This window comes from Desulfofundulus thermocisternus DSM 10259 (assembly GCF_000686645.1).
GTDB lineage: Bacteria > Bacillota > Desulfotomaculia > Desulfotomaculales > Desulfovirgulaceae > Desulfofundulus > Desulfofundulus australicus.
This window is the reverse complement of sequence record NZ_JMLG01000015.1, coordinates 23,326-43,252: the sequence shown is the minus strand read 5'-3', so window position 1 is coordinate 43,252 and position 19,927 is coordinate 23,326. Positions and strand designations below refer to the sequence as shown.

The following is a 19,927-nucleotide window of genomic DNA, read 5'->3' as shown; positions in this document are numbered from 1 at the left end:
CCGGGACATCACACCCGCCTGTCCAGCCGGTGCTCTTCGATGATGCCCGCGGCCACCTTTTCGGCGTCGATGCGGTAGGTGCCTTCCGCCAGCCGCTTTTTAACCGCCGCCACCAGTTCCTCCCTCGTTTCGGGCAGCTCCTTCAAGTGCGCCCGGTAGAGCTGGAGCTCCCGGGCCCGGTCGGAGATCTCCACCGCGTCTTTCTGCAGGTGGCTGCCGGCCACGCTCTCCTTTTTTCCTTCTTCGCCGGTTGTTTTAAGACGTTTGAAGTAAATATCTGCCACCTGGCCGGGATTAAAATTTATCCTCATCGCCTTCTGCTCCTTTGCATTCATATCCGAAGATGGCCTCTATATATTTTCTTCGGCAGCGGTGCCGGGTTTCTTTAGCACCCGGAAGAGGTTTCCGGCCCGGCGGCCGGTAAAACATCTGCTTTGCAGAGATTCCCGCTGGCTGCATTTGGGGCAACTGTGGACCCGGACGGAGGCTCCTTTTCCTTGAAGTTTACCCCCGCCGTATGATACGATAATGAAAAATTTGATCATCAATACGTATGCTGGCAGGGTGATATCATGTACCGCCGGGAATTTGAACAGGCCCTTGAACTGCTGGTGCCGGCCGTAAAGGAGGTTTACGGCTCCCGTTTGGTGTCTTTGGCCGTTTTCGGTTCGGTAGCCCGCGGCACGCCCCGGCCGGATTCGGACATCGACCTGCTGCTGGTGGCCGAAGACCTGCCGCGGGGCCGGATGAAGAGAATGGCTGAATTTGCCGGGGTGGAAGAGAAAATGCAGCAGGAATCATCCCGGTTCACCCATATAGTGCCGGACCTGTCCCCTGTAATCAAGGGAAAAGAGGAAGTGCTGCAGGGCAGCCTCCTGTTTCTGGATATGGTTGACGACGTGAAAATTTTATACGACCGGGGAAATTTTCTGGCCCGCTACCTGGCCCGCCTGCGGGAAAGGCTGCAGCAATTGGGGGCGCAGAAAATATACCGCGGCGGCGCCTGGTACTGGGTGCTCAAGAAGGATTATAAGCAGGGTGAGGTGATCGAAATTTGACCAGCACCACCCTGGCCCAGAGTTACTTGCTCAAAGCCACCAAAAGGTTGAAGATACTGCCCGTTCTCTTCGGGGAAGAAGCCTATTCCGACGTAATCCGCGAGGCCCAGGAGATCGTGGAGTTGGCCCTGAAAGGTATGCTGCGCTGGATTGGAGTGGACCCACCCAAACAGCACGATGTGGGCTATTTGCTGGTGGAGTTCCAGGACCGCCTGCCGCCCGAAGTCAGCCGGGAAGCGCAAAGACTGGCCCAAATATCCAGGTGGCTGCGAAAAGAGCGGGAGTTTGCCTTCTACGGCGATGTGGACTTCATACCCACGGAAGAGTATACGCGGGAAGATGCGGCCAGGGCCATGGACGACGCCCGCTTTACCGTGCAAGTGGCAGCCCTGTTAATCAGGCCGCAGGAAAATTAATGCGGGGGATACCTGGAGGTATCGCGGCGTCCATTATTGCCTCGCCAGCAGAATTTATTGAGTTCTGGATCCGGCTTGCCCAAAAAACTAGATCAAAGGAGTTATTTCCTGCCTATGAAAACCCATACCGATCAGTCTGAACTGCAAACACCCGCCATTGCCGGGGGTAGGCCCGTGCGGGAAACCTATCTCCCCTATGCCCGGCACTGGCTTGAAGAGGACGACATCGAAGCCGTCACCCGGGTGCTGCGGGGTGACTGGCTGACCACCGGCCCCGTCCTGGCCGAATTCGAAAAGCAGTTTGCCGCCCGGGTGGGGGCCCGTTATGCCGTGGCCTTCTCCAGCGGGACGGCGGCCCTGCACGCGGCCTGCTTTGCCGCCGGCGTGGGCAGGGGGGACGAAGTGATCACCAGCCCCATCACCTTCGTGGCCAGCGCCAACTGTGCCCTCTACCTGGGGGCGAAGCCCGTCTTTGCGGACATAGACCCGCGCACATACAATATCGACCCGGCGGAAATAGAAAAAAAGATCACCCCGCAGACAAAGGCCATCATTCCCGTGCATTTCACCGGCCAGCCCTGCGATCTGGACGCCATTCACGCCCTGGCTGAAAAGCACAACCTCGTGGTTATTGAAGATGCCTGCCACGCCCTGGGGGCGGAATATAAAGGGCAGCCCGTGGGCTGCCTGAGCGACATGACCGTTTTCAGCTTTCACCCGGTGAAGCACATCACCACCGGGGAAGGGGGGATGGTGACCACCGGTTCCGACGAGCTGTACCACTGGCTGCTGCTCTTCCGCAACCACGGCATCACCCGGGACCGGGAATTCATGGTGGAGGACCACGGTCCCTGGTACTACGAAATGCTGGATGTGGGCTTCAACTACCGCCTCACCGATATCCAGGCCGCCCTGGGTTTGAGCCAGCTGCGCAAGCTGGACCGCTTTGTGGAGCGCAGGCGCGAAATTGCCCGCACCTATAACGAAGCCTTTGCCGAACTGCCCGGGGTGGAAATCCCCTACCAGGCGCCTTACGGCCGCTCCTCCTGGCACCTTTACGTGCTGGCATTAAAGCTGGAGCTTCTGAAATACGACCGGCGCCAGGTGTTTGAAGCCCTGCGGGCGGAAAATATCGGGGTGAACGTCCACTACCTGCCCGCCTACCGCCACCCTTACTACCGCTGGCTGGGGGACCCGGACAGCTGCAGCCTTTCCGGGTTTTACTGCCTGCGGGCGGAAGAATTTTACGAGCGGGCCATCACCCTGCCCCTTTTCCCGGCCATGAGCGACAATGATGTGCAGGACGTCATCACGGCCGTGCGCCGGGTTATGGCCTGGGCGCGCAAATAAAACCATAATCGACATTCTTCGACTAAATGTAGCAGTTGCTCCATGCTTTGTGCCAAAAAGCGCAAAGAGGAGCAATTTTTTTATGTATTTTTAACGTATTTTTTCTCTTTACAGGAGGAGTTTGGGAAAACGTGTCAAATAAATTACCACTTAGTTACCAAAAACTTGCCACATAATTACATTGCTTTGATATCACCTACAAGGGAACGATTTTTAACCCAATGACAAGTTAATAATCCCTTTTTCACACTTTTTATCGCACATTGTCCAGGGGCAAACTTCACCGAAAGGGAAGGGCGCAAAGCTGCGGGCCTACAGCGGGCTTCCCGCCACGGCAGCCGGGCTGCGACAATGCAGTACTGCTTCCCGGCCCCGGTGCCGGTTTTTTGGTGCTTTAAGAAAAATAAATAACCCCTCTTCCAGTTAGAAAAATTTACCTGAAACTGGAAGCAAAATCATCACCCTTACACTCTTCTACAGAGCTAATACAGAAATGGCGCTTTTGATTATGGGGGTGGGAGCGGCCAAAAGACAGAAATTTTTAAAGCGCTTACGGAAAAGCGAGGTGGCGGTTTATGGATCTTTTCGGCAGCCCCATTATAGTGGCGCTGCAGAAGCAGCTGGACGCATCGGCGCTGGCGCAGAGGGTGATTGCCCACAATGTGGCCAATGTGAACACGCCGGGATTTAAAAAATCCTCCGTCAGCTTTACGGAGGAGCTGCGGCGGGCGCTGGGGGAGGACGCCCTGCCGCTGGTCACCAGCGACCCCCGGCATTTCGGGGCCCCGGTACCGCTGGCCCGGGTGGAACCCACGGTGGTGAAGGAGGAGGGCACCACCATGGGTTACAACGGCAATAACGTGGACATTGACCAGGAGATGGTGAACCTGGCCGCCAACACCCTGACGTACCAGGCTGCCGCCCGGGCGCTGGGCGACCGCCTGTCCCTTTTGACTTACGTCATCCGGGGGAGGTAACAGACGGTGCCTCTATTAGATGTATTCGGCATTAGTGCTTCCGGCTTAACAGCTTCCAGGCTGTGGCTGGATATTACGGCCAACAATATTGCCAACCTGCAGACGGCGGGGCGGCCCAACGATCCCCTGAACCCGCCCTACCGGCGGAAAGTCCCCGTCTTTGCCGAAAAGCTGCGCCGGGCTCTGGACTCCCCGCCCGGCCAGCCATCCCTCGATGCCGCCGGAGTAAGCGTGGCGGCGGTGGTGGAAGATCCCTCCCCGCCCCGGCTGGCATACGAGCCCTCCCACCCCCTGGCCGACCCCCGGACGGGGTACGTAGCCTATCCCAACATCAACATAGCCAACGAAATGGTCAGCATGATTGCCGCCACCCGGGCCTACGAGGCCAACGTCACGGTTTTGAACGCAGCCAAGGACATGGCCCTGCGGGCCCTGGAAATAGGCAGGAGCTGATCTTCAAGCACAGGCTTATCCATTCATGCTGCTGACGAAAGGAGAACTCCTCAGAATGCAGGTTTTACCCGTTTCCTTTCTTTCCCCTGAGCCTGCGGCGGCCCGGTCCTCTAAACAGGATGCTGCCGCTGGTGCCGGCGACTTCGGCCGTGCCCTTTTGCGGGCCCTGGAAGAGGTGAACAACGCCCAGGTGCGGGCCGACCGGGTGGGCTTGGACTTCCTCACCGGACGGGTGCAGGACCTGCACCAGGTGACCATCGCCATGGAGGAAGCCCGGATCATGATGACCCTGGCCGTGGAGGTCCGCAATAAAATTGTAGAAGCCTACCAGGAAATATCGCGCATGCAGGTTTAAGGAGCTGTGCAGTTGATGGACCCCAGACAGATCCTGGCCCCCGTCAAGGAGCGGTGGCAGGCGCTGCCCCGGCCCCGGCAGGTCCTCCTGGTGGCTGCCGCGGCCGGGCTGTTAGCCACGGTGATTTACCTGGCTGTGCTTATCACCCGGCCGGTATATGCCCCCCTCTTCACCGACCTGGAGCCCGCTCAGGCGGGTAAAATCGCCGAAGAACTGAAAAATATGAAGGTTCCCTACCGGCTGGAGGATCAGGGTAAAACCATTGCCGTGCCGGAAGATCAGGTTCCCAGCGTGAGAATAGAGCTGGCCAGCAAGGGGGTGCTGGCCGATACGGGGGCCGGGTGGGAGCTTTTCGACCAGCAAAAGTTTGGCGTTACCGATTTTGAACAGCAGGTCAACTACCAGCGGGCGCTGCAGGAGGAACTGCGCCGCACCATCACCAGCCTGGAGGAGGTGGAGCAGGCCCGGGTGCACCTGGTGCTGCCCCGGGAAAGCCTCTTCCTGGACGAGCAGGTGGAGCCTTCCGCCTCCATAGCTTTGAAGCTCAAAAGCGAGCTCAAGCCCGAGCAGGTGAAGGGCATCATGGATCTGGTGGTGGGCAGCGTGCAGGGGTTGAAGCCGGAAAACGTACACATCATCGACATGGAAGGCAACGTCCTGAGCGACGATCTGGCCCTGTCCGACGAGCGGGCCAAGCTGACCCGCCTGTCCCTGGACCAGTACCAGGTGCGCCGGCAGTACGAAAAGGAACTGGAAACCCGCATCCAGCAGATGCTGACCAGAATCCTGGGGCCGAACAAGGCGGTGGCCATGGTTACCGCTGATCTGGACTTCGACCAGCGCCAGACCACCACCACCACCGTGCAGCCGGGGCAGGTTTTAAGCCAGCAGACCGTTAATGAAAGCGGCTCGGGCACTGGCACGGGTGGCGCACCGCCGGAAACTTTTCAACCGGGAAGCAGCATTCCCGCCTTTACCGGCGGTAACTCCCAGTACCAGAAGCGGCAGACCACCACCAATTACCAGCTGGGCAGCCAGCAGCAGACCCTGGTGGCCGCACCGGGGACCCTGCGGCGGCTTTCGGTGGCCGTGGTTTTAAACGGCAACTACAGCGCGCCCCAGCTGCAGCAGGTCCAGGACATGGTGGCGGCGGCGGTGGGCCTGCAGCAGAACCGGGGAGACCAGATCAACGTTTCGGCCATGCCCTTCGACACCTCCTACCTGGACCAGTTCCGGGAGGAAGGGCCGCCGGCCCCGGTTGTGCCGGCCGTGCTGAAAAAATACTGGCCCGCGGCAGCGGGAGCGGCCGGGCTGGGTCTCCTGCTCCTCCTGATCCTGTTCATCCGCCGCCGGCGGCGGAGGTACGTGGAGGAAATGGAGGAAGAGGTGCCGCAGGCTCCCGTGGCCGCCGCGTACGAGCCCGGGCCGGAGCAGCCCGCGGAACAGCCCGGCAGAACGCAGCGGATCCGGGAAATGGCCCGGGAAAGGCCCGCCGAGGTGGCCGAAATTTTAAAGTTGTGGCTCAAGGAGTAGGTGCGGCAGTATGAACGGGCGGTTTACCGAAAAGCTTACCGGCGTTCAGAAGGCGGCTATCGTGCTGATAGCCCTGGGGGCAGAACTGTCCGCCAAAGTCCTGAAGCACTTCCCCGATGATGAAATTGAAATGATCACCCAGCAGATTTCCATGATGGAAAGCGTGCCCAGGGAAGTGCAGCAGGTGGTGCTGGAGGAGTTCCTGGAAATGAACAGGGCCAGGGAATACCTGATGCGGGGCGGCTACAAGTACGCCCGGGAGGTGCTGGAGAAGGCCCTGGGCCCCCAGCGGGCCGAGGAGATCCTCAACAAGGTAACGGTGGCCATACAGAAGGTTCCCTTCAGCAACCTGCGCCGGACCGACCCCAAACACCTGCTCAACTTCATCCGGGACGAGCACCCCCAGACCATTGCCCTGATCATCACCCACCTGGTTCCGGAGCAGGCGGCCCTCATCCTTTCTTCCCTGCCTCCGGAGAAGCAGAGCGATGTGGCCCGGAGGGTGGCGGTGATCGACCGCACGCCCCCCGAGGTAATCAAGGAAGTGGAGGGCGTGCTGGAGAGGAAGCTCTCCATGGTGGTCCAGCAGGACCAGGCGGTGGGCGGCGTGAAAGCTCTGGTCAACATTTTGAACCGGGTGGACCGCAGCACCGAAAAAACCATCCTGGAGGAGCTGGAAGTATCCGACCCCGAACTGGCCGACGAGGTGCGCAAGATGATGTTTGTGTTCGAGGACATCGTCAAGCTCCACGACACGGCCATCCAGCGGGTGCTGCGGGAAGTGGATACCAAGGACCTGGCCAGGGCCATGCGGGGGGCCAACGAGGAAGTCAATGAGCGCATTTTCAAGAACATGTCCCGGCGGGCGGCCGAGATGCTGCGGGAGGAAATTCAGTTCATGGGGCCGGTGCGCCTGCGGGATGTGGAAGAGGCCCAGCAGCGCATAGTGCAGATCATCCGCCGCCTGGACGAGACGGGCGAAATCATCATCGCGCGGGGTGGGGAGGATGCCATCATCATTTAGGATCATCCGGGGATTTGTTTCCGGCGGTGAGGACCCCGTCCTTTTGGTTCCCCGCTACCATTTCCCCGTGCTGCCCCTGGAGGGGCACGGGGAAGGTAACGGCAACGGTCAGGGGCGGGCGGCTGAGGAGAAAGCCCGGGCCGAGGGCGAAAAGATCCTGGCTGAAGCGAAAAGGGAGGCCGAAGGCATCCTGGCCAGGGCGCGGCAGGAGGCGGAGGAGCTGGCCCGGGAGGCCGCCGCCCGGGCCCGGGAGGAGGGCCTGCGGGAGGGGTGGGAGCAAGGCTACCGGGAGGGCCACCGCCGGGCCATGGAAGAAGCCGCGGCCGGGGCCCGGGCCCTGAGGGAAGAAGCCCTACAGGTGCTGCGGCAGGCTGAAGAAATCCGCCGGGCCGCCCTGGAGAACCTGGAAGGGGAGCTGGTGGCCCTGGCCCGGGAGATGGCCGAAAAAATTGTGGCCGCCCAGCTGGCCGTCGACCCCGCCGTGGTGCTGAACATTGTGCGGGAAGCCCTGGATGCGGTCCGCATCAGGGAGCAGGTGGTCATTTATGTAAACCCGGGGCAGAAAAAGCTGGTGGAGGACAGCCGGGAGCAGCTGCTCCCCGTCCTGCCCCCCGGTACGGCCCTGCACGTCATCGGCGATCCGTCCGTAGAGCCCGGCGGGTGCCGCATTGAATCGGGCGACGGCAGGGTGGACGCCACCCTTGAAGCCCGCTGGCGGGCCCTGGAGGAAGTATTGAGGGAAGCGGGGCTGCAGGTCGCCGGGCGGGAGCAGGCGGGTACATCATAGTTCTGGCAGTTGTCCGGTAAACCATAGTTGGTTGGGAAGTGGGGATAATGCAGGCATCCTTACCCCAAATCGACCTGGAACGCTGGCGCCGCCGGGTGCGGGCGGCCAAACTGCTGCGCCCCACCGGGCAGGTGGTGCGGGTCATCGGCCTGACCGTGGAGGCACGGGGGATTGCCGCCCGCATCGGTGAGATCTGCGACATCCACGTGCCCGGCGAAGCCCCGGTGGTGGCCGAGGTGGTGGGCTTCCGGGAAGACGTCACCCTGCTCATGCCCCTGGGGGAGCTGCGGGGCATTTACCCCGGCTGCAGCGTGGTCCCCCGGGGCCGGGGCCTGATGGTGGCGGTGGGGGACCACCTCCTGGGGCGGGTGCTGGACGGGCTGGGCCGGCCCATGGACGGGCGGGAGCTGTCCTCCCCCGACCAGTCTTACGTGCCTGTGGACAGCTCTCCCCCCAGCCCCCTGTCCAGGCAGCGCATCGCGCAGGTTTTTTCCACCGGGGTGCGGGCCATCGATGCCTTCCTCACCTGCGGCCGCGGGCAGCGCCTGGGTATTTTTGCCGGCAGCGGGGTGGGCAAGAGTACCCTTCTGGGCATGGTGGCCCGCTACAGTAGCGCCGATGTAAACGTCATCGCCCTGGTGGGGGAGCGGGGCCGGGAGGTGCGGGACTTCATTGAAGGGGACCTGGGCCCCGGGGGCCTGGCCCGCTCGGTGGTGGTGGCCGCCACCTCCGACCGGCCGGCCCTGGTGCGGGTGAAGGCCGCCTTTCTGGCCAGCGCCATCGCCGAGTATTTCCGCGACCGGGGCAAAGACGTGCTCCTGCTCATGGATTCGGTCACCCGCTTTGCCATGGCCCAGCGGGAGGTGGGCCTGGCCATCGGCGAGCCCCCGGCCACCCGGGGCTACACCCCCTCGGTTTTTGCCCTGCTGCCCCGGCTACTGGAGCGGTCCGGCATGGGGGCGGTGGGGTCCATCACCGCTTTTTACACCGTGCTGGTGGAGGGGGACGACCTGAACGAGCCCATTACCGATGCCGTGCGGGGCATCCTGGACGGCCACATTGTGCTGACCCGGGAGCTGGCCGCCCGGAACCACTACCCGGCCATCGATGTGCTGCAGAGCGTGAGCCGGGTGATGCCGGAGCTGGTGGGTGCGGAGCACCTGGCCCGGGCCAGCCGGCTGCGGGACCTGCTGGCCGCCTACCGCCAGGCGGAGGATCTGATCAACATCGGCGCCTACGTGGCCGGCTCCAACCCCCGGGTGGACGCGGCAGTCAGGGTGTACCCGGATTTGATGCGGTTTTTGCGTCAGGACATGCACGAGCACAGCAGCTTTGAAGAGGCGGTAAGGGCCCTGCCCGACCCCGGTTAATGCGGCCGGCTCACCTGCGGCGGGAGGTCGGCCGTCCAGGAGCGGTAGGCGAAAGGCCTGCAGGGGCGAGCACCATTACCAGGCCAGGGAGTGACTGCACATGCGCAAGTTTCGTTTTCATCTCCAGCCGGTACTGCAGTTCAGGGAGAAAAAGGAGGAACAGGCCATCCTGGCCCACTCCCGGGCTAGGCGGGAGTACCTGGCCCGGGTGGAGGAACTGCACAGGGCCACTGGCCTGCTGGAAGAGAGCCTTGCCGGCGGCGGCCCGGGGCCGCTGCGGCCCGAGACCGAGCTTCACCTGATGCTCTGGCGGGAACGGCTGGCCGGCGAACGGGACCGCTGCCGGGAGGAAGTGGAAAGGGCCAGCGAAAGGCTCATGCGCTGCCGGGTGGAAGCCTTTGAAGCCCGGCGCCAGAGGATGATCCTGGAGACGCTGAAGGAAAAACAGCTCCAGAACCACATCCGGGAGGAAAACCGGGCCGAGCAGAAGGAAACGGATGAGCAGGGGCTGCGGATGTTCTGGCGCCGGGAGGGGAAGCGGTAGCCGCCGGCCTGCTCCGGCAGGAGGAAGGTGGCGGCTCCGGATAAATGGCGGAGTCCCGGTAAAGGAGGTGAGAAGTCATGGAGATCAACGCGGTTTCCGTAGCACCGGAAAGACCGTGTTCCCCGGGCGGCACTGCTGACGGCACACCCGCCTCCGGCGCGTTTCTTGCCCTGCTTTTGCAGTTGCTGGGCATAGCCGGGGAAGGGCCGGTCACCCCGGACCCGGGCGGCGGCAACCCGGTCTGGAATCCGGGAGAGGCCGGCACCCCGGGGACGCCGGCCGGCGTTTTTCAGACCGTTCCTGCGGAAAAGCTGCCCCTTTCGCCCCCCGGGGATGCTGGTATTATGGAACCTCTGCTGCCGCCCGCCGGCAGCGTGGAGGGGCCGGGCGAGCTTGAAGAAGGCGGGGGCAGAGAACAGTTCACCGGCGGGCAGGAGGTCCTCCTGGCGGCCCTGCTGAACTTCTGCGGTATGATGGAAAATAAAATGCCTGCGACTGTACCGGCAGGTGCTGATGCGGGGGGCGGGGAGGGGAACAGCCCGGCCGTTGACTCCTTGAGCCGGCTCCTGGAGGCGGTGGTAAATCCGCCCGCACCGCCGCCGGAAGCCGGTCGCGGGGACGGTCAAGCCGGGCAGCATACGGATGCCGCCGTTGTGGAGCTTAAGGGGCCGGCCCTGCCGGAATTGCTGCAGGATGAGACTCAATCTTATGATGCCTTCCTGAAGGAAAGGATTCTTCAGTTGCTGAGATGCTCGGGAATTCTCGAACCCGGTCGGGGCAGCAGGGCGGTGGACAGCCAGCAGCCGGAAGTCAGACAGCCGGGGGTGCCGGAGAACCTCGGTGAGGTTGTGGTCCACCTGGTCTACCGGCAGGGGGATGTGAGCGCCCACTTCCTCGCAAGTAACGCCGCCGCCGGGGACGCCATTGAAAGTGCCCTGCCCCAGCTGCGCGAGGCCCTGGCCGCCCAGAACCTGCACCTGCAGAATGCCTCGGTTTCGGTGGGGGAGGAAGGCGGCAACCCGCGCCCGGACTATAATACTGTCCATGGCAAAGCGGTGCCCGCATTCGATCACGGTGCAGCAAACCTGGAGTTTAAGAATGCGCGGGTACCGGTTGATGTGGTCCCACAAAGCACAATCCCGGGGGGCAAACCGGATTCCGATATAGTGGAGGCTCCAAATACCCGGGGCGGCGTGGTGTCCCGGCAAATCGCACAGGATACAACTTCTTCTCCTCTCATGAACCGTAATGACAGCGCCGGCACCCCGGGCCACAATCCGGCGCAGTACCAGTCAACCAATCACAGCGGAGACGGAATTACCGGAACTTCCAATAATTTGTCCAATCCAATAATACAACGGGAGAATGTAAACCTGCTGCAAATGCCGGCTTTAATCGGCCGGGTGCTGCGGCAGGCCGTAGCCAGGCATATCGAGGGGCAGACCCACCTCTGGTTCAAGCTTGAACCGGAGCACCTGGGTGAGGTTATGGTCCGCCTGGTCTACCGGCACGGGGATGTGAGCGCACACTTCCTCGCAAGTAACGCCGCCGCCGGGGACGCCATTGAAAGTGCCCTGCCCCAGCTGCGCGAGGCCCTGGCCGCCCAGAATCTACACCTCCACAGCGCTTCGGTGTCGGTGGGACATGAGGGCGGTCTCCCGCCCCGGAGTGATTACCAGCAGCCGGGATATAATTACGGGCGGCAGTACAGCGGTCCGGGTGTGGATCCGGAGGGCAGTACCGGGCAGGAACAGCCGGCAGATCCGTTGCCGGGCGGGATCAACTTTTTCGTGTGAAGGTGGGATGTAAGATGGAGGTAACTGCGGCGAACAGTATCTACTATAACCCCCAGGACAAACTCCAGCCGGTCAAAAAGGAACTGGACAAGGACGCTTTTCTGCAGATCATGGTGGCCCAGCTGCGCTACCAGAACCCCATGAGTCCTGTAGATCAGAACCAGTTTATGACTCAGATAACGGAAATAACAGTTCTAGAACAGATCATGAGTCTTAATAAAAATATGGAATTATTGTTAAGAACACAGGAGCTTTCGCTAAGTGCCAATCTGGTAGGGAGGCAGGTGACGGTGACGGGTGAGGACGGCGTTGAAGTTGAGGGAACGGTGGAAAAACTCTTATTTAGCGAAAACGGGGTAAAACTGGTGATTAATGGGGCTACTTATGACTTTAACGCAATAAAGGAGATCCGTGGTTAAATGGATATCAGGATAAAGGAACTATTGCCTGAACCGCTGGTCCTCCCGGTTTCCAGGGAAGGCCGGACTGAAAGGCAGGACGGGACGTCCCGGCCGGGTTCTTTTAAAGAAGTGCTGCGCCGGGAAATGGACGCGGTCCCGCTGAAATTATCGGCCCACGCCGAAAAGCGCCTGCGGGAGCGCAACATCACCCTGAAGGAAGCCGACATGGAAAAAATCAGCCGGGCAGTGAGCCTGGCCGCCGGCAAGGGGGTGAGGAATTCACTGGTTATCTACCACGACCTGGCCCTGGTAACCAGTGTGGAGAACCGCACGGTGGTGACGGCCCTGGACCGCCGCTCCGGGGCGGGGCGCGTTTTCACCAATATTGACGGGGCCATAATCGTCGAGTAACGGCTGGACCGCAAGGGGGCCGTATTGCCGCTGAACGACGGAGGCGGATGATTAAAAGGAAGGTGTTAAGATATGATTCAAGCAATATATTCCAGTTTATCCGGAATGCTCAACCATCGAATGCGAATGGATACAATTAGTAATAATATCTCAAATTCGAATACAACTGGTTTTAAGACGTCCATAGCTACGTTTCAAGATGCTCTATATCAGACTATGCGTGCGGGTACCGCTCAGAATAATCCTCTTCAGATTGGTGCGGGTGTAACATTAGCAAGTGTGATAACCAATTTTGCCCAGGGACCGCTGCAAGCTACTGGCCGACCATTGGATCTGGCTATTAATGGCAACGGTTTCTTTGGGTTAAAAAGGGAAGGGGACGATACAATTTATTATACTAGAGAAGGCACTTTTTATCTGGATAAAGACGGATATTTGGTTAACCCGAATGGTTTGAGATTAGTTCAAGAAGATGAGAAAGAGATAAAAATTGACACTAGCAAGCTTATCGATTCAATAAGAATTACTAACGACGGCGAAATTAATGTCAAGTATGGTGATGGTAGTGAAGGCGATAAGCCAGTTATAGGTCTCTTTAGTTTTGTTAACCCCAATGGGTTAACAAAGATTGGTGGAAATTTGTACGTCTATGGTGAAGATACACAGGATAATCCTGCAGGGCAACGGACACAGGGCAGGCCGGGTAAAGATGGTTTTGGCACCATTGAATCGGGTAGCCTGGAAATGGCAAATATTGATATGGCATATGAGCTCGTTAACTTAATCATGACACAGCTAGGGTATGAGGCTAACGCAAAAGTCTTTATAACATCAGATGAGGTGCTTAAGGAAACCATTGATTTAAAACGGTAAATTTAAACATAGGGGTGTGAAGTAATGATACGTTCGCTTTTTTCTGGTGTTTCCGGAATGAAATCGCATCAAATTCGGATGGATGTAATCGGTAATAACATTGCCAATGTTAATACAGTAGGTTTTAAAAGGGGGCAGGTTAATTTCCAGGATACACTTTACCAAGTGTTAAAAGGTGCAGGCATATCAACTAATCCCGTTCAGGTAGGGCTTGGTGTTGCTGTATCGAGTATTACGAATAATATGAGTCCGGGTACGTTGCAATATACGGGCCGAACATTGGATTTAGCAATTAACGGTGATGGGTTTTTTAAAGTAAGAGATCCTGTTAATGAAAACGTCTATTACTATACTAGGGATGGGGTTTTTTATATTGATGCACTTGGTTATATTGTGAATGCAGATGGATATCGCTTAGTGGGTAAAATTGGAAATATAACTGCTGCTAAATCAACTGAGCAGTTCAGTAAAATTGACATTAATGAAATTTTGCCACCAAATGAGGAACTAAAAACATCATCATATGAACTTACTGGTCAAAATGAAATAAATTTTGATTTTACCAATGTTATTACAAGAAGTATAAAAGTTTATAAGGATGGACAACAAATAACAGATTATGCATTGGATCCGGATAATAATCGTATAGTTTTTGATAATAGTATTACTGGTAATATTATAGTTTCCTATGTTGAAAAGCAAATTCCTCTTACATTGCAGGTGATCAGGTCAGACGGTACATTTGGACCCCGTAAGGATTTTAATATCTTGGTGGCTGATGTGGCAACTGTTAATGCAGGAGAAAATTATACAATTGCTAAAGATGCTACAACGACTTTATCAAATTTAGGGTTTAATGAAGGGGATATTATTGAGTTTACCGTGGATAATTCCTATAATGGAACAACAAAGAATTTTTCTATACGCATTGGCCAGAATCAAGATTTGGATATGGGAGTTTTAACAACCAGCAGTACCCTTGCTGACTTAGAAGTGGCTATTGAAAATATGTCACAAAAAACAGGAACAGGGGTAGAAATGTTTTATACCCAAAATGGATACGAGGTCGACGACAAGACAAATTTTGATGGGAGTGGCGATGAGGGTTTTGGTTTTCGTACCATCGATGGTGGGCCTGGCATTCGACTAACCGTATCTGTTAAAGATATCAATGGTTTAAAAAACATTTTTAATGGTGTTAATTCTGATTTTAGTGAGGGTAATGCAAGTAAAACTGGTACAGGAGATGATATTTATTCTATCATCAATAAAATTAATAACGAATCATCTACTGTTGGTGTAAAAGCTTCTCTTGACTCTAATAACTGTCTAACACTTAAAACACTTTATACTGAACCCAATGTGTTGCTTAGCGTAAGCGGTGAGGCAGCCGAAAAGCTTGGCATTAAGCCTGGAAACTACTCGCAAAAAATTGAAGAGCATGGAGAACGTTTATTGAGGATAAATATGCATAACAATGGTGACGTTGCAAGTATTAATATTGCTGTTGACGGTACCATTACTGGAATAACCAAGGCTGGTAATAACATTGAGTGGGAAAACCCGGGGGCAGTTAACAGTGCTGACTTTGCTCAGATTTGTTTGTATACATTCCGCAATCAAGATGGATTACAAAGAGCGAATAAAAATTTATTTAAACCAACGGAAAGTAGCGGCGATCCTTCGCCTCCAGGTAAACCTGGTGCTATAGGCTATGGCACCATTGCTTCCGGTTATCTTGAAATGTCCAACGTGGACCTGACCGACGAGTTCACCAACATGATTACCACCCAGCGCGGCTATCAGGCCAGCGCCCGCATGATTACGGTTTCGGATACCATGCTTGAAGAACTTTTAAATTTGAAGCGGTAGTTTAGGCCGGCGTTCATTTACCCGCAGTAGTTAGGGCAAACGTCTCTATGATCATTAGAAAAAGGACGTTGCCGCCGTTAAAGTATTAAGCGATTATAAATCACCCGGCGGTGCCCGTTTTGGTCTGAAACTTCCTACACGTGATTTCTGTAATGCCGTTACCAAACACCGCCGTAATAAAAAATGGTTGCCGTTTCTATGCTTAGAGCCGGCGGCCGCAAAAAGGGTGTTTATTGATGCCTGTGACGAGAAAAAAACAAACCGGCGGAGAAGGCGAGAAAAAACGGGGCGGCCGCGGCCGCACCATCTTCCTGCTGCTCCTGGCCGTCATCATCGGCGGCGGGCTCACCTTCGGCGCCCTGTGGTTTTTCGGCCCCCTGGCCGGGCCGGTGCAGGCCACGCCGAAGGAGCGCCCCATGGAGACCCTGGACCTGGGGTCCAGGGTGATCAACCTGGCCGGCGAGGGCCCCGGCCGCTACCTGCGGGTGCAGGTGGTGCTGGAGTATCCTGCTGATAAAAAGCTGGTCGAGGAGGTCAAGGCCAAGCAGCCCATGCTCACCGAGGCGGTGCTGACCATCCTGCGCAGCAAGACGGCGGATGAAGTGCTCCCGGTGAAAAACCAGGAGGCCATCAAAAAAGAAATTCTCGACCGGATCAACAGCCAGCTCCTGCACGGAAAGGTGGAGCAACTCTACTTTACCGATTTTCTGGTGCAGTAAGCCCGGCGCTCCGCATGGCGGAGGCTGAATTTTCAAGGAAAGCAGGCGGTGCCTGTGATCAGCGAAGAAGAAATCAGAGAAATTGTTGAGCGCATGGAAGGGCGGCAGCCGGCGGTGAAAAGGGTGAGCTTCCCTCCCCTGACCGCGCCCCCGGGAGCGGACCGCCTGAAAGTACCCCTTGATTACCTGGACGACGTCAAGGTGACCATAACGGTGGAACTGGGGAGCACCACCATGAAGGTGCGGGACATACTGCGGCTTGCCGAGGGTTCCGTGGTCGAGCTGAACCGCCCGGCGGGTGACGCGGTGGAAGTGCTGATCAACGACCAGCCCCTGGCCCGGGGAGAAGTGGTGGTCCTGGGCGGCAATTTCGGCGTCCGCATTGAGAGCATCCGGGAGCCGGGCAGGGCCCGGAGAGGCGGGGAAAAGCAGTGAGCGACGCCGACCTGTTCCGGGCCGCGGTGCAGCTGGTGCTGAGCCTGCTCCTGGTGGCCGCCCTGGCCTACCTGGCCGTGCGCTACGGCCTCGGCCGGCACCTGGCCTTCAGCCGGGGCCGTTACATGCGCGTGATCGAGCAACTGCCCCTGGGGCCGAAGGCCGCCCTCACCCTCGTGCAGGTGGGCCGGCGCTACTACCTCCTGGCCCACCAGGAGAACAATGTGACCCTGCTGCGGGAATTCGACCACCTGCCGGAAGGGCTGCCTTTTCCCGATACACCTGCCGGGAAAGGATCAGGGCCGGCCTCCTTCCAGCGGGAACTGTCCGCGGCCCTCGACCGGTTGAAGAAAAGGCTCGCCGGTGACGGACCACCGGAAACTTCTGCAAAGCAGCATCAAAGCTATCTGGATGGGCAAAAAGATGAGCGCAGTGCTGGAGAATGATAACCGCAAAATCTGGAAAGACCATTCACGGTTCCGCCGCCTGGCGGTCCCGGTGTTCCTGCTGGCCCTTATCGCCGCCCCGGCGGCAGCCGGGGCGCAGCCCCTGCCGGGCATCGACCTGCGGATCACCCCCACGGACGAACCGGCTCAGGTGGTGGACAGCGTCAAGCTGCTGGTCCTGCTCACGGTGCTGGCCCTGGCCCCGGGCCTGCTGGTTATGGTCACCAGCTTTACCCGCATTGTGGTGGTCCTGTCCATCCTGCGGGGGGCCCTGGGCATCCAGCAGACGCCGCCCAACCAGGTGATCATCGGCCTGGCCCTGTTCCTGACCTTTTTCGTGATGACCCCCACCTTCCAGGAAATCAACCGGGAGGCCCTGCAGCCCTATTTAAACAACCAGTTGACCCAGGAGCAGGCCTTTGAGGCCGCGGCGGGACCGCTGAAGGCGTTCATGCTCAAGCAGACCCGGGAGAAGGACCTGGCCCTGTTCGTCAGCCTGGCCAAAATGCCCCGGCCCCGGAATGCGGATGACCTGCCCATTACGGTGGTCATCCCGGCCTTTGTAATCAGCGAGCTGAAAACCGCCTTTCAGATGGGGTTTCTGCTGTACGTGCCCTTCCTGGTTATTGACATGGTGGTGGCCAGCGCCCTGATGTCCATGGGCATGTTCATGCTGCCCCCGGTGATGATCTCGCTGCCCTTCAAGCTGCTGCTCTTCGTGATGGTAGACGGCTGGTACCTGGTGGTCCGGTCCCTGGTGGAAAGTTTCCATTAGGTGCGCCCGGACGGCGGGGGCTCCCGCCGGCCGGACACCATTCGTAAAAACAGAACGGCCGTAAGCCGCCGGCAGAGGGGGAAAAGCCGTGACCGATACCCTTGTCACCCAGATCGCCCGGGAAGCCCTGGTGATGATCCTGCTCCTCTCCCTGCCCACCCTGGCCGTATCGCTGCTGGTGGGGCTGGTGATCAGCATCCTCCAGGCTGTCACCCAGGTGCAGGAGCAGTCCCTGACCTTCGTGCCCAAGATCGTGGCCGTATTTCTAGCCCTGGCCATCACCGCGCCGTGGCTGGTCCGCCTGATGACCAGTTACACGACGCGGCTGTTCCAGCACCTGCCCAACCTCACAGGGTAGGGGGAGAGAGCGGAATTGCTCAACTACGGAGCGGCGGCAACCTTTATTTTAATCTTCATCCGGGCCAGCGCCTTTCTGGTTGCGGGTCCCCTGTTTTTCTTTCCCAACGTACCCCGGTCTTTGAAAGCCTTCACGGCCCTGGTGCTGGCCGTGGTGCTCTACCCCCTGGTGCCGGGAGTGGAGCCGGATTTTCCCGGGGGCCTTGTGGGGTTTGCCCTGGCGGCGGCGGAAGAGGCCGGGGTGGGCCTGGTGCTGGGCTTCGTGGCCGGCCTGGTCTTCCAGAGCCTGGCTGTGGCGGGGCAGATCATGGACATTCAGATGGGCTTTTTCATGGCCAGCTTTTTTGACCCGGCCATGGGGCATCAGTCCACCCTCAGCTCCCGCTTCCTGTACCTCCTGGGCATGGTGCTCTTCTTCATCCTGGACGGGCACCACGTGCTCATTGCCGCCCTGGCCAGGAGTTACGAGCTGGTGCCCCTGGCCGGTGCCTCCCTGGACGGGGTCACCACCCTGGCCGTGGTGCGGATATTCGCCCGCATGGTGGCCCTGGGCGTGCAGATCGCCGCTCCCGTGGTGGCGGTGGTGCTGATTATCGACCTCTGCCTGGGGCTTCTGGGCCGCACCGCCCCGGAAATGAACATTTTCATGCTGGGCTTTCCGCTGAAGATCTCCCTGGGCATCCTCACCTTGAGCATCATGGTGCCGCTTTTCGGGGTGGTCTTCCGGGCCCTGGTCCGCATGATGGAGCAGAATTTGTACACGTTGATCCGGGGTCTGGCCGGGTGAAACAAAACCTGCTTGTGCCAGGCGCCAATTTTAAGCAACCGGGAAGAGGGGATGGAGATTGGCCCACGGCGGGGGCGCCCAGCAGAAAACCGAAGCCCCGACCCCGCGGCGGCTGCAGGAGGCCAGGCGCAGGGGTCAGGTGCCCAGGAGCCGGGACTTTGCTGCGGCGGTGGTGCTCATGGCGGCCGTCATCCTGGCCTACCTCTTAAGGGGCCCGGCCATGGAAAGCTGGCAGAAAGAGCTCGCCTGGTATTTCAGCCACTGCCTGACCTTCGACCTGTCGCCCGAAAACCTGCCCCGGGTGATCTTCGATGCCGGCCGCGGGGCACTGTGGATGTGCACGCCGCTTATGCTGACGCTAACCGGTGCGGCCCTGGCGGTGCACCTGCTGCAGACGGGTTTTATCTTCGCCCCGGAGGTGGTCAAACCCAACCTGGAGCGGATCAATCCCGTCAGCGGCCTCTCCCGCATCTTCAGCCTGCGCACCCTGGTGGAGCTGGGTAAGAGCATCCTTAAAGTGGCGGTGGTGGCGGGGGTCAGCTACCTGGTGGTGAAGGCGCACCTGCCGGAGCTGCTGCTGGTCTTTCATCGTTCACCCCGGGCGGCCTTCGACACGGTGGCCGGGGTTATGCTGGCGGCAGCGGCGGCGGCGGGCGGCACCTTTTTACTCCTGGCGGTGCTCGACCTGTTCTACCAGCGCTGGGAGTACCTGCGGGGTCTGCGCATGACCAGGCAGGAAGTAAAGGATGAGCTCAAACAGACCGAAGGGGACCCCACCGTAAAAAGCTGGCAGAGGCGGCGCCAGCGGCAGATCCTGCTCAACCGCATCCGCCAGGAAGTGCCCCGGGCCACGGTGGTCATCACCAACCCCACCCACCTGGCGGTGGCCCTGCGCTACGACGAAAGGGAAATGTCCGCCCCCCGGGTGGTGGTCAAGGGAGCCGGGGACCTGGCTCGCCGCATCCGGGAGCTGGCCGCCGAGCATAAAGTGCCGGTCATACATAACCCCGAAGTGGCCCGGGCCCTCTACCACCAGGTGGAAATCGGGCAGGAGATCCCGGTGGAGCTCTACCAGGCCGTGGCCCAGATTCTGGCCCTGGTCTACCGCCTGAAAAAACGGCCGGTGTAAGTTAAGGAGGGACAAACCGTGCCCGCACCCGGCACAACCCTGAGGTCACAACTGAAACG

The 19,927-nt window shown here is 58.9% G+C and carries 24 protein-coding genes and 1 riboswitch; of the genes, 23 read left to right on the top strand and 1 reads right to left on the bottom strand.

From position 1 onward, the window contains the following. Positions 1-8: 8 nt before the first annotated feature. Positions 9-311, bottom strand: a complete 303-nt coding sequence (gene flgM, locus BR83_RS16445; protein WP_051618144.1) for a flagellar biosynthesis anti-sigma factor FlgM — start codon at positions 309-311, stop codon at positions 9-11. A gap of 261 nt (positions 312-572) precedes the next feature. On the opposite strand from flgM, the gene BR83_RS0110780 reads away from it, so the two are divergent. The 23 genes from BR83_RS0110780 to flhB all read left to right on the top strand — a co-directional run bounded on the left by BR83_RS0110780 (position 573) and on the right by flhB (position 19,868). Next, on the top strand, positions 573-1,058 hold the full coding sequence (locus BR83_RS0110780) for a nucleotidyltransferase family protein (RefSeq protein WP_027357091.1): 486 nt from the start codon (positions 573-575) through the stop codon (positions 1,056-1,058). Continuing rightward, positions 1,055-1,474, top strand: coding sequence for a HEPN domain-containing protein (locus BR83_RS0110775; protein WP_027357090.1), 420 nt, complete (start codon positions 1,055-1,057; stop codon positions 1,472-1,474). The genes BR83_RS0110780 and BR83_RS0110775 overlap by 4 nt, the downstream gene beginning before the upstream one ends. Before the next feature lie 114 nt (positions 1,475-1,588). Next, positions 1,589-2,824: a UDP-4-amino-4,6-dideoxy-N-acetyl-beta-L-altrosamine transaminase gene (gene pseC, locus BR83_RS0110770; RefSeq protein WP_034635184.1), complete on the top strand. Its 1,236-nt coding sequence runs from the start codon at positions 1,589-1,591 to the stop codon at positions 2,822-2,824. Between the two features lie 262 nt (positions 2,825-3,086). Next, positions 3,087-3,175, top strand: a riboswitch (cyclic di-GMP riboswitch). Positions 3,176-3,399: 224 nt separating this feature from the next. Continuing rightward, a complete protein-coding gene (gene flgB, locus BR83_RS0110765) occupies positions 3,400-3,801 on the top strand; it encodes a flagellar basal body rod protein FlgB (RefSeq protein WP_027357088.1) in 402 nt (133 codons plus the stop codon). 6 nt (positions 3,802-3,807) lie between these two features. Then, a complete protein-coding gene (gene flgC, locus BR83_RS0110760) occupies positions 3,808-4,254 on the top strand; it encodes a flagellar basal body rod protein FlgC (protein WP_027357087.1) in 447 nt (148 codons plus the stop codon). A gap of 55 nt (positions 4,255-4,309) precedes the next feature. Beyond that, entirely contained in the window at positions 4,310-4,609 is a 300-nt protein-coding gene (fliE, locus tag BR83_RS0110755) for a flagellar hook-basal body complex protein FliE (protein ID WP_027357086.1), read from the top strand. 15 nt (positions 4,610-4,624) lie between these two features. Beyond that, the gene (fliF, locus tag BR83_RS0110750) at positions 4,625-6,142 is read left to right on the top strand and encodes a flagellar basal-body MS-ring/collar protein FliF (protein WP_027357085.1); all 1,518 of its coding nucleotides are present in this window, start codon (positions 4,625-4,627) and stop codon (positions 6,140-6,142) included. 10 nt (positions 6,143-6,152) lie between these two features. Further along, positions 6,153-7,166, top strand: a complete 1,014-nt coding sequence (gene fliG / locus BR83_RS0110745; protein WP_027357084.1) for a flagellar motor switch protein FliG — start codon at positions 6,153-6,155, stop codon at positions 7,164-7,166. Beyond that, positions 7,150-7,953, top strand: a complete 804-nt coding sequence (locus BR83_RS15730; protein ID WP_051618142.1) for a FliH/SctL family protein — start codon at positions 7,150-7,152, stop codon at positions 7,951-7,953. Before fliG ends, BR83_RS15730 begins: the two co-directional genes overlap by 17 nt. Positions 7,954-8,000: 47 nt before the next feature. Beyond that, positions 8,001-9,323 carry a flagellar protein export ATPase FliI gene (gene fliI / locus BR83_RS0110735; RefSeq protein WP_027357083.1) on the top strand — a complete coding sequence of 441 codons (1,323 nt, stop codon included), beginning with the start codon at positions 8,001-8,003 and terminating at the stop codon, positions 9,321-9,323. Between the two features lie 100 nt (positions 9,324-9,423). After that, positions 9,424-9,867 carry a flagellar export protein FliJ gene (locus BR83_RS15725; RefSeq protein ID WP_051618140.1) on the top strand — a complete coding sequence of 148 codons (444 nt, stop codon included), beginning with the start codon at positions 9,424-9,426 and terminating at the stop codon, positions 9,865-9,867. Between the two features lie 77 nt (positions 9,868-9,944). Then, a complete protein-coding gene (locus BR83_RS0110725; protein ID WP_027357082.1) occupies positions 9,945-11,663 on the top strand; it encodes a flagellar hook-length control protein FliK in 1,719 nt (572 codons plus the stop codon). 14 nt (positions 11,664-11,677) lie between these two features. Then, on the top strand, positions 11,678-12,082 hold the full coding sequence (locus BR83_RS0110720) for a flagellar hook assembly protein FlgD (protein ID WP_027357081.1): 405 nt from the start codon (positions 11,678-11,680) through the stop codon (positions 12,080-12,082). Continuing rightward, the gene (locus BR83_RS0110715; RefSeq protein ID WP_027357080.1) at positions 12,083-12,475 is read left to right on the top strand and encodes a TIGR02530 family flagellar biosynthesis protein; all 393 of its coding nucleotides are present in this window, start codon (positions 12,083-12,085) and stop codon (positions 12,473-12,475) included. Between the two features lie 72 nt (positions 12,476-12,547). Beyond that, positions 12,548-13,348, top strand: a complete 801-nt coding sequence (locus tag BR83_RS0110710) for a flagellar hook-basal body protein (protein ID WP_027357079.1) — start codon at positions 12,548-12,550, stop codon at positions 13,346-13,348. A 24-nt stretch (positions 13,349-13,372) separates the two neighbouring features. Continuing rightward, entirely contained in the window at positions 13,373-15,220 is a 1,848-nt protein-coding gene (locus BR83_RS16440; protein ID WP_051618138.1) for a flagellar hook-basal body complex protein, read from the top strand. Positions 15,221-15,456: 236 nt separating this feature from the next. After that, on the top strand, positions 15,457-15,939 hold the full coding sequence (locus BR83_RS16435) for a flagellar basal body-associated FliL family protein (protein ID WP_027357078.1): 483 nt from the start codon (positions 15,457-15,459) through the stop codon (positions 15,937-15,939). Positions 15,940-15,993: 54 nt separating this feature from the next. After that, positions 15,994-16,374: a flagellar motor switch protein FliN gene (gene fliN, locus BR83_RS0110690; RefSeq protein ID WP_207640195.1), complete on the top strand. Its 381-nt coding sequence runs from the start codon at positions 15,994-15,996 to the stop codon at positions 16,372-16,374. Further along, positions 16,371-16,820: a flagellar biosynthetic protein FliO gene (gene fliO, locus BR83_RS15705; protein ID WP_051618136.1), complete on the top strand. Its 450-nt coding sequence runs from the start codon at positions 16,371-16,373 to the stop codon at positions 16,818-16,820. The genes fliN and fliO overlap by 4 nt, the downstream gene beginning before the upstream one ends. Continuing rightward, positions 16,798-17,595 carry a flagellar type III secretion system pore protein FliP gene (gene fliP, locus BR83_RS0110680; RefSeq protein WP_034635181.1) on the top strand — a complete coding sequence of 266 codons (798 nt, stop codon included), beginning with the start codon at positions 16,798-16,800 and terminating at the stop codon, positions 17,593-17,595. Before fliO ends, fliP begins: the two co-directional genes overlap by 23 nt. An 88-nt stretch (positions 17,596-17,683) precedes the next feature. After that, positions 17,684-17,953 carry a flagellar biosynthesis protein FliQ gene (gene fliQ / locus BR83_RS0110675; RefSeq protein WP_027357075.1) on the top strand — a complete coding sequence of 90 codons (270 nt, stop codon included), beginning with the start codon at positions 17,684-17,686 and terminating at the stop codon, positions 17,951-17,953. A gap of 15 nt (positions 17,954-17,968) precedes the next feature. Continuing rightward, positions 17,969-18,739: a flagellar biosynthetic protein FliR gene (gene fliR, locus BR83_RS0110670; RefSeq protein WP_027357074.1), complete on the top strand. Its 771-nt coding sequence runs from the start codon at positions 17,969-17,971 to the stop codon at positions 18,737-18,739. 58 nt (positions 18,740-18,797) lie between these two features. Then, entirely contained in the window at positions 18,798-19,868 is a 1,071-nt protein-coding gene (gene flhB, locus BR83_RS0110665; protein ID WP_027357073.1) for a flagellar biosynthesis protein FlhB, read from the top strand. Positions 19,869-19,927 lie beyond the last annotated feature (59 nt).